The organism is uncultured Bacteroides sp. (assembly GCF_910585845.1).
GTDB lineage: Bacteria > Bacteroidota > Bacteroidia > Bacteroidales > Bacteroidaceae > Bacteroides.
Genome location: NZ_CAJUHF010000007.1, coordinates 49,981 through 67,304, shown reverse-complemented (window position 1 = coordinate 67,304; position 17,324 = coordinate 49,981). Strand labels below are relative to the sequence as shown.

Genomic DNA, 17,324 nt, shown 5'->3' with positions numbered 1-17,324 from the left:
ATGTTTTTCCCCTACTTTTGTAGCATAACTTTTTAAAACTACAACGATGAAGACAAGAAGATTTTGCCTGTGTTGCCTGGCTTTGATATGCCTGACAAGCTTGTTTGCGCAGGAAAACGCAAACTATAAAGAGAAGAAACCCTATAAAAGTTGGGTAAAAACGGCGCCCAAGTTAAGCGATGAATTCTTTCAGACGCCTGAGGCTATCCGCATCGGAGACAATGTATTGCTCTACCAGCAGACCACCGGCGGATGGCCTAAAAACATATACATGCCTGCTGAACTGACAGCGGAAGAGCGTGAGAAGGTGCTTGCTGCCAAAAACAACGTCAACGAAAGTACGATAGACAACGATGCGACCAGCACGGAAATCAGATACCTCTCCCGCCTGTATTTGGCTACAAACATCGAAAAATACAAAGATGCCGCCATCGACGGTATCTGCTACATGCTCAAGGCACAATATCCTAATGGTGGCTGGCCGCAATTCTGGCCCCGCCCCAAAGGTTACTATACACATATCACCTACAACGACAATGCCATGGTGAACGTCATGGAGTTGCTTCGCCAGATAGTTGAGAAGAAAGCACCCTACACTTACGTTCCCGACAGCATTTGCCAACGTGCACGCATCGCTTTCGACAAGGGAGTAGAGTGCATCCTCAATACCCAAGTAGTCATAAACGGCAAACCGACCGTCTGGTGTGCACAACACGACGAGCATACCCTTGCACCCGCCAAAGCCCGTGCTTATGAACTGCCGTCATTGAGTGGTCAAGAATCTGATGAAATTGTTCTCCTGCTGATGTCCCTCCCCAACCCTTCAGAGAGAGTGATTGCCGCCATAGAGCATGCAGTTGAATGGTTCAAGACGTCAAAAATAGAAAACATCAAAAAAGAGACTTTCACGAACAGCGAAGGCAAAAAGGATTTCCGCATGGTTCCGTGTACGGACTGCCTTCCCTTATGGGCACGTTTCTATACATTGGAAGACAACCGCCCTTTCTTCTGCGACCGCGACGGAGTGAAGAAGTTCGACATTTCTGAGATCGGATATGAACGGCGCAACGGATATAGCTGGTATAACGACGACGGATTGAAAGTGCTGAAAAAGTACGAACAGTGGAAAAAGAAGAATAACAGATAGGAAGAGAGAGAGAAAAGGGGGAACACTTCCCCTTTCTCATAACAAAGAAAGGGTATATCTTTGCCGCTGACGGAGCAATATGACACTCCCGAATGGCTCGATATACCCTTTTACTATATAAAATGAGCAACTGATTACTTACTGCAATTCCACGGCTTCAGCTGTTTGAAGAAGTCATTACCCTTGTCATCTACCAGGATGAATGCAGGAAAGTCTTCTACTTCAATCTTCCAGATAGCTTCCATACCAAGTTCGGGATATTCCACGCATTCAATGCTCTTGATGTTGTTCTGTGCAAGGATAGCGGCAGGACCACCGATAGAACCGAGATAGAAACCACCATATTTCTTACAGGCATCCGTCACTTGCTGGCTGCGGTTACCCTTGGCAAGCATGATCATGCTACCGCCATGACTTTGGAAGAGGTCGACATACGGGTCCATACGTCCGGCAGTAGTGGGTCCCATAGAACCGCATGCCATGCCTTGAGGCGTCTTGGCAGGACCGGCATAATAGATAGGATGATCCTTGATGTACTGCGGAAGTTCCTCGCCACGGTCCAGACGTTCTTTCAGTTTGGCATGTGCAATGTCGCGGCCTACGATAATCGTACCATTCAACGAGAGACGGGTAGACACCGGATACTTGGTCAGTTCCTTCAGGATGTCAGCCATCGGCTGGTTCAGGTCGATCTTGACTACATCGCCTTCACCGGCTTTGCGGAGTTCGGCAGGAATCAGTTCGCCCGGATTACTGTCGAGTTTTTCAATCCAGATACCGTCCTTATTGATTTTACATTTGATGTTACGGTCGGCAGAGCAGGAAACACCCAAACCTACCGGACAGGAAGCACCATGACGCGGCAAACGAATGATACGTACATCGTGAGCAAGGTATTTACCGCCAAACTGTGCACCGAGTCCAATCTTGTGAGCCTCTTCCAGCACTTTCTTTTCCAGTTCTACGTCGCGGAAAGCGCGGCCGTATTCGTTACCCGTAGTAGGCAGTTCGTCGTAGTAGTGGGTAGAAGCCAGCTTCACGGTCAGCAAGTTCTTCTCGGCAGAAGTACCTCCAATGACGAAAGCGATGTGATAAGGAGGACAAGCCGCCGTGCCCAGCGTCTTCATCTTCTCGACAAGGAAAGGAACCAGTGTTCCCGGATTCAGGATCGCTTTGGTTTCCTGATACAGGTACGTCTTGTTTGCCGATCCGCCTCCTTTGGTCACACAGAGGAATTTATACTCCATACCTTCGGTTGCCTCAATGTCGATCTGTGCGGGTAAGTTACACTTCGTGTTCACTTCGTCGTACATGTTCAGTGGAGCATTCTGCGAGTAACGCAGGTTCTCTTCGGTATAAGTCTTATATACACCCAGCGAAAGTGCTTCTTCATCGCAATAGCCGGTCCAGACCTGTTGTCCCTTTTCACCGTGTACAATAGCCGTACCGGTATCCTGGCAGAAAGGAAGTACGCCTTTGGAAGCCACTTCTGCATTGCGCAGGAAAGTCAATGCCACATATTTATCATTGTCACTTGCTTCGGGGTCACTCAATATTTTAGCAACTTGCTCATTGTGTGAGCGGCGCAACATAAATGAGACATCCCGGAAAGCCGCATTAGCCATTGCTGTAAGACCCTCTTTTGCGATCTTCAGCATAGGTTTTCCTTCAAACTCGCTTACGGACACATAATCCTTGGTAAGCAGATAATACTCAGTCTTATCTTCCCCATGCTCAAACATAGGTTGATAGTGGAACGAAGGTGTTGTTGCCATAATTAATATATTTAATGTTTAAAAGTGATTCTGATGGTAAAGGCAACACAAATCCGCCTTTACAAAGCAAAGGTATAAACTATTATCGAAATAATTCTTTAATTAGAGCAAAAAGGCGACAAATCATCAATTAATTTATTAACTTTGTGAGAAACAAAGGATATATCAATATGAAAACAACTGAGGAAGTACTCGAAATCTTGCGCGAATTCAAGCGTACTGCCGGCGAAAAGTACGGAATAGAACAACTTGCCCTCTTCGGTTCTACCGCCCGTGGGGAACAAAAGGAGGGGAGCGATATTGATGTGTGCATCAAATTGCGAAATAATACTTTTCGCATATATATGGCAGTCAAAGAAGAACTTGAAAATATATTCTGTACAAAAATAGATTTATTAACCTTACACGAAAACATGCGCAAGCTGTTTCGTCAAAACATTGAACGAGATGCAATATACATCTAAATATGAACTTACAGACATGATACGATTTGTAGAACGGCAAATCGTATTCACTATCGAAACTACAGCCAAAGTAAGCACATACCATGAATTTCTGGCTTCACAAGACTCCATGGTATTGTTTAATTCCACTTGTATGTGTTTACAAAGCATTGGTGAAGTTATACGGCAAGTGGATGACCGAACAGAAGGACGACTTTTCTCCCTTTACCCTACTACCCCATGGAAACAAATCATTGGCATGCGTAACATCATCTCCCATGAATATTTGTCAATAGACCCAGAATTGGTGCTTGACATAACTCGTTCTGAACTTCATCCCCTTCTCACCGATATCCGCCGGATATTGGCAGATATCGATGCTGGGTTAAGGGATAACGAATTAAGAGAAGGATGACACCTTACACATCCGCCCGATAAGTTCATCGCCCAGTGCGGTCTTCACCTCAATATGTTTCAGCACTGCCGTCACAAAGGGATTGCTTTCGAAGTCGCCGCGCACCTGTTCGAAGTCCATTTCCTTCTCCACACGGGAGCCGTCGGCACCAAAGCCGGTCATGGAAGCCAGTGAAAATTCTTTCTTTGCGTCCTCATACACCATACGGTCCAGTCCTACTACGGCTTCCTTCCACTTCTCTACAATGCGGATGATGTCCGCCGCTGAAATATTTTCGGGATTGATGCCATAAAACTCTTCCAGCTTCTCGTATGCCCAGGTCCACTCGTAGGTATAGTAATTCTGATGCATCTTTTCGAATGCGGCATTGATGTGCTTCAAGCGGTCCACTTTGCCGCATTCGATATCGCTGATAAGGTTGTCGATCTCACTCTTCGGGGCAATCAGACCGGAGATGTCCACCCATTCGCCGCTGCCTGTCGCGGTTTCGGGTTTCAGGCGGGCACGTATCTCCTCGTTGTTCTTAAAGTCAATGCCTTCCAACCGCTTGATGACAGAGTTCCCGAGGAACTTATGGATAGCAATCTCATAGAACTTAATACCTTTCACCAAAGCGGAATTACGGATCTTGGCACTATGGAAAGAGTAGATATCCGAAAGTTCGCCCGAAGCATAGCGCAGATTCTGCAATGTCGCCATTCCTTTCAACATCTTCTGCACGGTATAGGGACTGAGCAAATTATAATTAATGAAATCCAGTTTGTTGGAATCCGTACGTCCGTCGCGCTTCGGCCATTTCTGTGCATCGCGGATAGTTCCCACGCTACGCAGGTTGACACCCGGCACGAGGTAAGTGGTATTGTTCTGCTCGATCAGATAAGAGAAGGGCAGGTTGGAAGTGTCGGAATGGTTGACGTGGCGTCCCATTACAAGCGAGAAAGCACCTACACGGGCAGGCCACAGGATGTAAGAATCGGAAGTGGTCTTGGCACCACGTTCCAACGTGCCCTGATGGATGGGACCTAATTTGTACATGTGATTACTTTGGTTGGAACCTGAACCGGCATTCATGAAAGAGAACATACCGGCAATCAGCAGTGTGGACTTGTGGTGCGTCACCGTGAACGGACCGGCAAAGATGGCACATGCCTCACCGTTCTCTCCCTGGCAGTTGCTGAAGAAGAGTGAATCGGACGCCGAATAATTGTGTCCCAAGCGGCATGCCTGTCCCACAAAGCAGCGGCTCAGCATGGCGCCGTCGTCTATGTGCGAACCGGAAGAGATGATGAAATCGTCGCAGATTACTCCATGTCCGATATGTACCGGGGCTTCTTCGTTGCTGTTGACACTACCGTTATAGAGACGACACGTTCCGCAGATGTGGCAATAGTCGCCGATACGTACATTCTTGATGGAACCGGTGTTGAGTATCATCACATGATGGCCGATGCTGCCCACAGCAGAGGCATGTTTGTTGGAATAATAATCCGTGATGGACTTCATCCGGCTGATCAGTTCCGGCCGGTGGCGGTAGAGCGCCAGGATATATGCCTGATGTGCGGAGAGCTTGTCGTTGATCAGCACTTCACGTCCGCCTGTCTCATTCAGCACGGAGACTTCCACTCCGTTGCCGAACTTGCTTACGCCGTCCACCAGGATGATGTCTACATTCTCGATGAATGTATCGTGCCCGATTTCGTAATTGGCAATATAGTTCTGGATGTTCTCTATGCAACAGTTATCCCCCACCGTGACGTTATGGAGCGTTACGTGGCGCAGACCGGAATGCTTCTTGATTCCTCCCGGCAGCGTGAATTCCGAAAGGAACACGCCCAAACGTACATCGCCTGAGAAACGAGTGTGGTGCACAAACTCGGTAGCGAAACCTTCCGCCACCATTACTTTTCCCCAATCATCTGCCAGACAGGACTGGCTCTTCAACCGAAGTACTTCGTCTTCGGTCAAATGTCTGTAACTCATACTACTTTAAATTTTAGACGAAAGCCTAAAGAAATGGAAAATGGAAAGTTCCATTTTCACCTTTCCATTTTCCACTTTCCATTTCTTCCGACTTTCGTCTGATTAAACTTCCTCTTCGTAGGTCTGATAAAGGAAATCGTTATAAGGATACTTCTGCACGTGCAGTTCTTTTACGCGGGTGTAAACCACGTTTTTCAGTTCCTCCAGATTCATTTTCTCGCGGGCGGAGATAAAGAGGCAGTTATCCTCCATCTTTGCCATCCACGTCTTCATCAGCTCTTCGAGTGTCAAGTTTTCCTTTGTTTTGGGGGTAAGGTCGTCAGATGCTTTCTCGATGAATGTATAAGCATCTATTTTATTGAATATCAAAATCATTGGTTTACCGGACGCGCCGATGTCCGCCAATGTCTTGTTGACTACTTCTATCTGTTCTTCAAAGTCCGGATGCGAGATGTCCACGATGTGCAGCAGCAAGTCTGCCTCGCGCACCTCGTCCAGTGTCGACTTGAAAGAGTCCACCAGGTCGGTGGGCAACTTGCGGATAAATCCTACCGTATCCGAAAGCAGGAACGGAAGGTTGTCGATAATCACTTTGCGCACGGTCGTATCCAGCGTGGCAAACAGTTTGTTTTCGGCAAACACTTCGCTCTTGGCAAGCAGGTTCATCAGGGTGGATTTGCCCACGTTGGTATATCCCACCAATGCGGCACGAATCATGCGGCCGCGGTTCTTGCGTTGTGTCGCCTTCTGTTTGTCGATCTCAGCCAAGCGTTCTTTCAGCAGCGACATACGGTTCAGGATGATACGGCGGTCCATTTCGAGCTGTGTCTCACCCGGTCCGCGCAGTCCCACAGAACCTTTTCCGCCACCGGCGCCCGAGCCTCCTCCCTGACGTTCCAAGTGTGTCCACAAGCGTTGCAGACGGGGAAGCATGTATTTATATTGTGCCAGCTCTACTTGCGTCTTTGCATTGGCAGTCTGTGCGCGCATGGCAAAGATGTCGAGGATGAGCGAAGTCCGGTCCAGGATCTTCACTTTCAGTTCCGCTTCGATGTTGCGTATCTGTTTGGCAGAAAGCTCGTCATCGAAAATCACCATACCGATTTCGCGTTCGGCTTCCTCCTCGTTTCGGATATATTCTTTTATTTCTTCCAGTTTACCCTTGCCGACGTAGGTCACGGAGTGTGCCTGATCCAGCTTTTGGGTAAAACGTTTCACAACTTCCGCCCCGGCTGTCTCAGCCAAGAATGCCAGTTCATCGAGGTATTCGTTCGTTTTGCGTTCGTCTTGGGTCTTTGTGATAAGCCCCACCAATACCGCGGTTTCCACCTGTGCTTCGGAGATTACAAATTCTTTCATTTACTATATGACTTGATTATTAAGTTTATTAGCGGCGACAAATATAATTATTTTTCCAGAAATCCGTTAGAAATCTTTTCATTTAATTCTGAAACGATGTCCTGGTAGTCGGCACGTCTGCCGCAGGCGCGTATCTCTAATAACGGATATTTCTCGGCAATGTTCGCCAGAAGTTCGTCCATTGAGGGGGCTTCCGCCAGTTGGCTGTATGCTTCGTAGGTATAAGTGAGGAAGGCTACATTCGGTCCGATCCCTTTATTGTCCAGCAGGTAGCCGTCGTTCAGGGGGGTAGGCAGCCGAAGAGCGTCTCCCAGCTTCAGGTCGGAAGGTGCGGGATAGGACAAGATACGGGTGCGGCTCTCGTCCATCAGCACCGGAACCTGGTGCGAATAGTCGGCTTTCGTCTTATAGATATAGACCACGGGCGATGTGGAGAACGGAGTTCCGCCCGACAATATCCTGCCTCCGCCCGGCTGTAGATTCATTTCTATCTTTTGTTTGCCTGTTGTCGCCACTGTTGTTTCCTCTTTCGCAGAACGGCAGCTTGCCAGTATCACGAGCAGCACCGTTATGGCTATGTTCATACTCTTTTTCATCTTACCAATCGCTTTAGTTGCTGTTGCAGGAGTTGCCAGAAGCAGGCTTCGGATAACTCCCACAAATATTCCCAATCCAAAAGTACGACAAAAAAGTGAAATACCCAAAAATAGGGCAATTATCCACGGTGCTTTCATTCGCACTACTCCTCCGACTCCTGTAAATGAAAGAGCCGTGTTTCATTCGTAGGAGCGAATGTGACTCCCGAACTGTCATTTTGTATTTTCAAATGCAGCGAGAATGCCGTATTTCGCCCCGACCTACAGCTGCGAAGGAAACAAGAAAAAGTTTTTTCATATATCACTATCAGACAGTTCGATACAGAAATACGTACATTTGAAATAGATTTCCATCTCCCGTCTTTCCCTATTTCAAGACGCCCGTTTGCCGACTTTTCAAGGCAGAAAACAACTTCCGGCACAAGAACTTTGCATGTTTTGCATGAAACTCCGCAGGTTTGGCGTGATAACCCCACAGGTTTTGCCTGAAAACTCCACAGGTTTCGCATGAAAACCCCGCATGTTTTGCATGATAACTCCGTATGTTTTGCCTGATAACTCCGTATGTTTTGCCTGATAACTCCATATGTTTTGCGCGAAAGCCCTATAATTCCGCACATTCCGTTCCAACGCATGTGTCAGCTAAAAGCAGCTATCAGCAAACAAATATCAGCAGAATCGCGTTTGCAGCATCATCCTGAAATAAAGCAAAAAAACAATCGGCCATAGAAGCCCCAAAGGAACTTCTATGACCGATCGGTCATTTATATCCATCCGGATGGCTCCGGAAAAAGATATGACTACAGAATCACCTTGATGCCATCTACGATGTACACGCCCGGAGTAAGGGAGATTGTGTTCATGCCAGGCTTCACGGTAACTGTCGCAATACAGATGCCGGACACTGTGAAGATACGGACGTCGCGTTCCACAGCCGAAACCATCACGAGATTCGCACCGTCCTTATACACTTGCAGCTTATCTCCCTCCAGTTGCACGCCGTCTTCAATGCCGGTGAAGATGATTTCACCAATCTTGAACGACTTCTCTGCTTCCGGCGTATTGGCTGTCGCATAAACCGAGAAGGGAGCAATCGTCCGACCGTTCTCCTCATCTCCATCGACGCATTCGAAGCTATATCCTTCTTCATCCACCACATACATGCCGGGAACCACCTTCTGCGGAACATAGTTTCCATGCAGGGTGAACTCCTTGCCTGCCTTCACGATGGTTTCCACTTCCGGCGTGATGGGAACATCAAACGCCAGCGTGCCGTCGGCCTTTGTCGCCGCCTGAGTGCTGCTTGCGGTGAAGGTCAAGTCTACCGTTCCCACCACCTCTTCATTCAGACGCATCAAATAAGGTTTGTTGACCTCTATCGCTGCCTGGCTTTCGAGCGCTGGGGCATTTTCGTTGAACGAGAACATACTCACCGTGTGCAAAGCGGAAGACCCCACTGTGAAGTCATTCCCCTTCTCGTCAAAAATCCGAGTAGGAACAAACGGCAGGACGATTCCCTTCCAGCTCTTGCCGGCATCCTTCACCGGATAGTCCAGCGTCAACGACAAAGAGATGTTTCTCTCTCCAAGATTGAAGCTGGCAGGTATATTGAAGGCGGAAGCATCATCGAGAACGATATCCGTCAGTGCCTCGCACTTGCCGTCACCATTGAACACGACATTCGATTTGGAAGAGAGACCGCCTTCCAGACCTTTGGCTACATAGATGATACAGTTGGGGTTGATGCCCTTGAACGAGTCGTCGGTGATGCCACCTGCCGCTGTTGCACGGGTAGCGCCCCCCTGCAAGTTGCCATAGAGCGTGATGCTGGTCAGCGAAGTACATCCTTCGAAGGCACCGGCTCCGATCGTGTTCACCGACTTCAGTGACAATGCCTGCAGATTCGTACAATTCTCGAAAGCTCCCTCGCCGATAGCCGTGACGTTTTCGGGAATCACCACAGTCACGAGGCTCTCCATTCCGGCAAATGCGGCGGCAGGAATCTCGCTGTTTTCCGTAGCGGAGAGGTCGAGGGTCTCGAGAGACGTGAAGTTCTCACGTATATAGGCGAATGTCTCGTCGGACACTTCGCCGGACAATCCCAGTTCTTCTACGGCAGCGGCAGCTTCTTTGTCTATCTCGGTCACCTCTTCCGAGCCGACCACCACGTCAGTGCCTTCCACAAGTGCCATCGTGACGTCTACCGTGACATCCGACTGCAAGTTTGCGATTGTATAGACCCCGTTCTCGTCTGCATGCATCTCTTCTCCGCCCATCTTGACTACGGGTGCCAGACTTGCATTTTCGGAAGTGACCGTAAACTGATAGTCGCAACCTTCCTTGTAGAGTGTCTTGCGTTCGGAAGAGCCCTCCACGAAGAGCGACATATCCGCGTTGCTCCACACATTCGCCCCGTCGAGATTCTTAAACTCAATCTTCGCCTTTCCGGATGCATCATTGAACTTGATGCCATAGTGGAACACGATGTCAATGACATGATCCTGCGGATAGTTGAACGACTCCGGACTGGCCGTACCATAGAACTTAACCAGATAATAACCGCCCGGATAAAAAACGTTGCTCGGATCAAGCGGATCAATCAACGAGGTCTTATCCTGCTCATTATCGTAGAGTTTGAATGCAACTCCCTTACGATAAACCGGATTGGGCTTATTGCTTGTAGGGATGAAATTCGGCAAGCCCAACATCACGGTCTTAGTAGAATTGCCGGGATGAGGAATATGAGTCAATATATCGCGTTGCGTATATTGGAAACATCTGGACTGGTCTATCTGAATATTAAAGAACACCTCGCTCGTCTTGCTGGCAAGGTCTTTCCAGTACTCGCTGCTTGCATACGCCTCTTCGGCGCCTTGCGGCACTTCGAGGGTAATGCCCTCCGTATTTGTCGGGAAAGGATTGTTTTTCAGCTGAACCGGCGTCTTCGACAAAGCAACGATCTTCGTCAGCTTGATACATGCAGCGAATGCGCCGTTTCCGATGTAGATCACCGTAGCCGGTATCGTGATCTCCTGTACGTTTGCACAGCGGTAGAATGCATTCTCTTCTATGCTCTCCAGATTCTTAGGCAGGATGATCGTTGTCAGTGCGGTAGCCTGCGTAGGATTTGATGCAGCAAAGGCATTGGAAGGCAAAGCATTCGGGTTGGGATAGCTCTTTATAGTCACGTCTGCCAAATCGAGCGCCACCAGTTTGGAAGCATTGTCCTGCAATACTTTGAAATCGGCAGCATTCATCTCTCCCATCAGCTTGAGGCGCGAGGGGAAAGCGGATTCCGTTACTTTGGAAGCCAGCTCGCCGGCATGGATATTGAGTGCCGTATAGGTTTCGTCGCCGGCTGCCACAACCTGTATGGAGATATCAAGATCCTCGCGCACGCTCTCAACTTTTACCTGAGCCACACCGACACGGTCTGCCACCAGTTTACCGTTGACCTGAACCGTTATCGCATCGGCCACAGAAACCGGCATCACCTTGCACGAAAAGTCCATGCCATGAACAATCTCGCTCACAGCCCCCTGGATGGTAGCCCCTTGAATGGTGGACGGCATGTTCACCCTGTGATAAACCACTTCATTACCTATAGCACAGATAGAGTCTTTCACATTCCCATTGATGCCCTTCACCAGATGCCAAGTTTTCTTATTATAAGAGGTGGCTATGCGCACAAGATTGCCTTCGCGAACCGTAGACTCCTTCACCTGGCAATTGAACGTGCAAGGCAGATCGCCATAGTTCGTTCCGGAATTGGTGAAGACCGGTGAGATAAACTCCTTGATTGCTCCATTGGCATCTGTAAGCACAGCTGCGTAGAACATCGAGGCGTCATCCTGAGGAATAGCCAGTGCATTGGCACGTATAGAGAACGCCTTACCGGCAATCACATTGATCACATCGGTAGCCAATCCTACACCGCCTCTTGAGTCGGTCAGCTTCCACGAAGAATCGTAGGAAGTGGACTGCGGATATACAAAATCGGCATGAATCATGGTGTTGGCATGAATCGTGACCGTATATCGTCCGTCTGTCCCTGCATTCAGCTTCGTTGTATTGGCAAACACCTCCATACGGGCATCTCCAAAACGATTGTCAATCTCTACCGTAAACGAGAAAGCAGAACCGGGTGCCACTGTCAGCTGCTCTGTCTCCGGTGTGATCTTCACACCTTCCATCTCTTCCAGCACCACCGTGTATGCCGTCTCCGGAGTGGCATTCTCTTCTACAATCTCCTTGAAGTCCTGCCAGTTCTCCTTCGCCTCGTAGGCAGCCTTAGCCCCTACCGGCACCACAAGTTTCGACAGGGGCGTTCCGACAAACACACACCAGTTGACCCATGCCGGCGACTGGCGACGTACAATCACTTCGCTCAGGTTGCTGCAATTCAAGAAGATGTTATATTCGTATGTCCCTACCGATGCCGGAATCTCAATCGAGCGCAAGCCCGTAGCGTTGAAACACCCGTTCTTCAGCGTAGTAAGGGACTTGGGCAGCTTGATGCCCTGCAATGAACCGTATCCGCTGAAAGCCTTGGTAGGAATGGCATTGGCAGGATTCGAGCCGTTGGCCACGATGTTCACACCGGAAATGTCGAGCAGGGTCACCTTCATGCGTTCGCGTATAAAAGTGAAGTCGCGAGCGTCGATTGTTCCGTAGAGTGTCAGTTCCTTGATGGTACCGGCATCGGCTTCGCCGACCAGGTTGGCAAGCCCTCCGGCAGTCACCCACAAATTGCGTTTTGCCACGACTTCATCGGCAGACTGTACAATGATACGTATCTGCTGGTCGGAAGCCACATTGTTCACCTTATATATATGGTTAGCGTCCGGAGAGAGGATAAAGCCGTTTACCTTCACCGTCACTACCTTGTCTGCCGAAGCCGGCACCACCTTGAAGGCATAGTCTCGCCCTTTGATCACACGACTTGCTGCATCCGAAACGACAGCTCCGTCCACGCTGGTAGGGATGTCTATTGCCCAATAAGGGATAGTATAGTTTTTCGCCTTCACCTCATTGGCAGTGATCAGGTCTCCGGTAACGGGCAACCATTCAGACGAACCATTACTCTGAGTCACCATACGGATCACATCATCGGCAGCCACCTCCGTTCCGGCAGGCACCACACAATCGAAATCGGCATAAAGACGCGACATCAACTGTATCGATTGCAGCGTCAGCCCCTTGCCTTCATTCAACAATGCCTTCATGCGACCATCGGCAGCAAAAAGCGCCACGGCAATCTTTCCGGAGAAGGTTTCGTAGGATACGTTCTTCAAAGCACCGGCACGTACGCTGAACTTCGTGCCAGCCTCAATGTCAGTCACGTCCGACGTCATACCAATCTGGTACTCATCTGCCGTGAGATGCACCGGCGACCAGTTTGTGCTTGTAGCAGCAGGCTTAATGTTGTATATGATCGTAGTCTGGTCATTGAAACTATGAGATGTGCTCACCGTAGGATTGAGTGCATCAGAAGAGAAATAGCCGTTGGCAGCACCACCCCATCCCCAATTGATATGGAAGTAGGGAACGGAACCTCTCATCTCATATCCATCGCACACGAAAGCATGTCCCGCCGAAACATCCTGCCCGCTGTAGATGACCGGACGTCCCGCCTCTATTTCATCTACGATAATGGCATCCCACATTTCACGATCGGTCTCCGAACGTTTCTTGTAAGATACTCCCGAATCATATCCGAAGAATGAAATCAGCGCAGCAGGCACACGCACCTCGAAAGCACTCGATCCCGACATTCCGAAATCTGTCTTGATGGATATGGCACAATGTGCCATCAGCGTAGCCACTGCATCCGCCTCTTCGGCTGTATAGCCTCTACGGTAATTATCCATCCGCATGTGTTTCCAATCATATTGGGTGTTGAAGTCCGTTCCATCAAGCGAGCCATGACCAGCCGCAGGATAATTATGGTACTTCATGACCGTTGCCAAAGCCGTTCCCACGCATCCCACAAGCCTATAGTTCGGTATCTGTGAATTGAACGGAGATTCCTGGCTCCATTCCGGAGTAGAAAGAACCTTTCCCGAAGAGACTCTGGTCACCACGCGTTGACGAAGCCCGAAGCTACTGTTTGCAACCGGTTTCACCGCGTTGTCCAGCATCGTTGCTGTGACATCGGAAACTTTTTCCGGCACAAATGAAGATTCATACGAATATCCCACGACCGGAACTGCCTTATCATCGGCCGATATGATAATAAAACCACGGCCGTTCTTAGCATTGAATACATAATAAACAGGAGTTCCATCACTCTTCTTGGCGGTATGCGCCAACTCCAAAGCATCAGAATTTCCCAAACGGGAGGTGTTACCTGCACTGAAAAACTCAGTGGCGGTCTTCGCAGCCTCTTCAGGAGTCAAGACTTTAGCGTGAAGGTTGAACGGACAACCCACACACCACAGAAAAAGCAGCACTTGCAAAAAGTGTTTCAACATAAAAACTAATAACTTTTAATTAAGAATTAATGAATGTTTAAATATGAATTTCAAAATCAAACGACATGAGCAGATCTGAAATAACAGGTTTGAAGTATTCATTAATAACACTTTATATCAATAATCAAACCCATTCGTTTACGTCCCGTCTCATTCGAGGCGCAAAAATAGTTATATTCTGATAACAAATAGATGTGTCAGCATCTTAAAAAATATAAATAGAAACACAATAACTCATACTTCCTGCCGTTGTCCGGTCAAGAAGTCCTTCCTATTCCTCTCACGAGACGAAAAAAATCGTCTCACGAGATGCTTTTTTTCATCCCATGAGACGATTTTTTTTGTCTCACGAGAGGAATTTATCCGTCTCGTGAGAGGAAAACAGAAGTACCAGGAACCGGTATTTCGCCACATCGTAGCCGAATAGCTACCGTCCATAGTATGTGGCTACTACACCCGTTTCATCGTTTTATAAATTTGCTCCGATGAACAGTTCCATCCGCCAACCGTACGACTACGATATAACAGCCTGATGACAGTCCGTTTACCGGAACGGAATATTCTCTGCAGCTTTCGGACACTTGATTACATATCACTTGCTGTCCCGCCAGGTTATAGAGCGATATCATGTACACCTCGCTATCCGTGCAAACTCGCAGAACCTCTTCGGACGGATGTTGATAGATTTTCACTCCGGCCTGCCCTGCACGTTCTTCCTCGATGGACGTGTACGGACTTACGGAGAAATTAATGCGACACAAAGGATTACTCCCGTCATATTGCCCCAGCAGAGTGGGCTTGTACAGGCAGATGAAATAGTTGCCCACACCTACTTGCGGGTCTATCTGCATTTCGAAGTCCTGCGCCTCCCCTTTCTCTACAAACACATTGGCGTAGTGCAGATTGCTCGTGCTGCCTCCCGCTGCCGGGAAGATGGCTGCCATCAGTGTCTTGTCGTACACGACACCCGTTCCCTTCAACGACAGTTTAGCCGTCAGTTTCAACTTCTCTCCTACTTCAATCTTGTCCTTCTCCAAAGCTATATCCATAACATTCAGATCCGGACTGCCGAAAGCCTGCTTCACAGTGACCGGAACCAGTTCTTCGCCCAAGGCAAATATATAGTTTCCCCACTGTACTCCAGCACAGATGAAGTAATCGCCTGCCGCAATATCGGTCTCCGTTTCCTGTAGGTTGGTGGTCAAGTCGCCGGAAATGGCAAACTCCTTGCCGACCGTATTGGGATTCAGCGTCAGTTGGGTATAGCCCGCCAAGCCTACGAACTGCAATTGCGCGTCGGTACCCTTCTTCAGGAACAGCACACCAGCCAAGCCGTAGAACTCATTGGAAACATTTGAGTTGGAGAGTGTCATCAGGAAGTCTCCCTTATGACCTTTGTATAGATTATGCAACACTTTCACTGTTCCGTCCAAGTCGTTCTCCACGTCTAAAGCGCCCGCAAAGGGGTTCAGCACACAGTTGTTGCCTGTAACTGCCAGCATGAACTGCGCCTCTGCGCCATAGCCTCCACGCACACGGCTCCATGCGCTCTCGCGATTGTCCTTAGTAGCCAGGTACAGCGCGTAGGTACCGTCGGCCAAAGCGGCAGGAACGGTTATACCATTACAAGAGAATGACCTGTATCCATAGTTTGTGTTTACATCTTCAAGTGCCACATTCCACAACACCGTCTGCTTGCCATCCTTTTCGGCAATCACGCCTAAACTTCCGCCTTTGAACTTCGTAGTCATGTTGTATATTCCGGCAACGGACAGATTGAACGCTTCGCCTTTAGCAAAGTTGTTCTTGTCTGACGTCACCTCTGTCAGAAAGAAATGCGACGTATAGAGAGGCGAAGCTGTAGGGGGCTGCACACCGATAACCATTCCTTGCTGCATGGTGAATCCACCTCCTAAGTTGGTACCACCACCAATGCCCGGAGTATCCGGATTAAGCGTAGCGACTTCGAAATAACCGTTGTTGGCTCCTCCCCATCCCCAGTTCACGTGCACCATCTCTTGCGCGTCATAGCCGTCGAAGACAAAAGCATGTCCCACGTCTTTGGACGCACCGTTATAGAATACGGGCCTTCCTTCACTCAGTTCCGTCTTGATCATGTTCATCCACTCTTTCGACGTGAAATAATCCCGACAGACATAGCCGATGCCTTCGTCATAGCCGAAGTAGTCTATCAACGCCTGTCCCACCCGATAGGAATAGGCACCGGAAGCATTCGCGCCATAACCCATGTCCACCGACACACCGCAGGCATACATCAGTTTCGCAACGGCGGAAGCCTGCACGGTAGTGTAGTTTCCTTGGATGTACTGCGGCAGCATGTTCTGCCAGTCGAAAGTAGCATTTTCGAAATCAAAGGAATATTCTTTTCCGTCTGCAGCCTTGTAGGTATGAGTACCTATTCCCTTTTCCGGATAGTTATGATACTTCATCACCATCGCCATTGCCGTGGCAACGCATCCGGTCATGGCGCGCCCCGTCCCCATCTGCGGGCAGGCATTGTTATAGGGTTCGTCCTGATTCCAGCTGATATCTTTCAGCAAAGGAGCCACGCTCTCCGGGAGGGTTGCGGCACGCGTCATCAAGAACGGTTCCTTCCGCCTCTGCCCGCCCTCGTTCAGCGACGCATACTGGGCATCGTATTCCGCCAGCCATGCCTGTATGTTCGAGGGTATGCCTGCAACGACAAAAGCCCCGTTGTCCGAATATCCTAACACGGGCTTCATGCGGTCGTCGCCCGAAACAATCACATAGGCATCTACACCTTTATTATATATATAGAAAGAAGACTCACCGGGAGCAGTACGTGTGACGCCTCCTGCATTGAGCAACTCACCTGATACCGCAACCAGTTTGACTTCATCGGCAGAGCGCGTCGCGGCATTACGGGCAAAGAACGAGCATGCTATGTCGAATGCCTCCTCGGCAGTACGACGGGCAGCCCATGTGGAGACTGTATAAAACAGCACCAGAAACAGAAGTAGTATTTTCTTCATAAGCATTATAAGTTTTTTGAGTTCTTGAGTTTCCACTTTCCCTATTCTGTGGTCAAAAATAATAAAAAAAGAGAGAGAATATGCTAATTATCTATTAAAAATAATAGCATACCCCCTCTCTT

Annotated in this window: 9 protein-coding genes; 3 read left to right on the top strand and 6 right to left on the bottom strand. The window is 48.9% G+C overall.

The genetic code is table 11. From position 1 onward, the window contains the following. Nucleotides 1–46: 46 nt before the first annotated feature. The gene (gene pelA / locus QZ323_RS03670; RefSeq protein WP_294632881.1) at nucleotides 47–1,147 is read left to right on the top strand and encodes a pectate lyase; all 1,101 of its coding nucleotides are present in this window, start codon (nucleotides 47–49) and stop codon (nucleotides 1,145–1,147) included. Between the two features lie 134 nt (nucleotides 1,148–1,281). Here pelA and QZ323_RS03665 read toward each other — a convergent pair whose 3' ends face one another. Further along, complete coding sequence (locus QZ323_RS03665; protein ID WP_294632879.1) at nucleotides 1,282–2,922, bottom strand: fumarate hydratase; 1,641 nt, start codon at nucleotides 2,920–2,922, stop codon at nucleotides 1,282–1,284. A gap of 170 nt (nucleotides 2,923–3,092) precedes the next feature. Here QZ323_RS03665 and QZ323_RS03660 point away from each other — a divergent pair, with 170 nt between their 5' ends. Together QZ323_RS03660 and QZ323_RS03655 are read left to right on the top strand one after the other, a co-directional pair. Next, complete coding sequence (locus QZ323_RS03660; protein WP_294632874.1) at nucleotides 3,093–3,386, top strand: nucleotidyltransferase family protein; 294 nt, start codon at nucleotides 3,093–3,095, stop codon at nucleotides 3,384–3,386. A 16-nt stretch (nucleotides 3,387–3,402) separates the two neighbouring features. Continuing rightward, the gene (locus tag QZ323_RS03655; RefSeq protein WP_294632872.1) at nucleotides 3,403–3,780 is read left to right on the top strand and encodes a HepT-like ribonuclease domain-containing protein; all 378 of its coding nucleotides are present in this window, start codon (nucleotides 3,403–3,405) and stop codon (nucleotides 3,778–3,780) included. Here QZ323_RS03655 and QZ323_RS03650 read toward each other — a convergent pair. The 5 genes from QZ323_RS03650 to QZ323_RS03630 all read right to left on the bottom strand — a co-directional run bounded on the left by QZ323_RS03650 (nucleotide 3,766) and on the right by QZ323_RS03630 (nucleotide 17,202). Then, nucleotides 3,766–5,760 (bottom strand): DUF4954 family protein, encoded by a 1,995-nt coding sequence (locus tag QZ323_RS03650; protein WP_294632870.1) that lies wholly within the window; start codon nucleotides 5,758–5,760, stop codon nucleotides 3,766–3,768. The two genes, QZ323_RS03655 and QZ323_RS03650, sit on opposite strands and share 15 nt — an antisense overlap. Nucleotides 5,761–5,862: 102 nt before the next feature. After that, a complete protein-coding gene (gene hflX / locus QZ323_RS03645) occupies nucleotides 5,863–7,119 on the bottom strand; it encodes a GTPase HflX (protein ID WP_294632868.1) in 1,257 nt (418 codons plus the stop codon). 47 nt (nucleotides 7,120–7,166) lie between these two features. Continuing rightward, nucleotides 7,167–7,715: a hypothetical protein gene (locus tag QZ323_RS03640; RefSeq protein WP_294632866.1), complete on the bottom strand. Its 549-nt coding sequence runs from the start codon at nucleotides 7,713–7,715 to the stop codon at nucleotides 7,167–7,169. An 800-nt stretch (nucleotides 7,716–8,515) separates the two neighbouring features. Continuing rightward, nucleotides 8,516–14,188: a C10 family peptidase gene (locus tag QZ323_RS03635; protein ID WP_294632864.1), complete on the bottom strand. Its 5,673-nt coding sequence runs from the start codon at nucleotides 14,186–14,188 to the stop codon at nucleotides 8,516–8,518. A gap of 461 nt (nucleotides 14,189–14,649) precedes the next feature. Beyond that, nucleotides 14,650–17,202, bottom strand: a complete 2,553-nt coding sequence (locus tag QZ323_RS03630; RefSeq protein ID WP_294632862.1) for a thiol protease/hemagglutinin PrtT — start codon at nucleotides 17,200–17,202, stop codon at nucleotides 14,650–14,652. Between the last annotated feature and the right edge of the window lie 122 nt (nucleotides 17,203–17,324).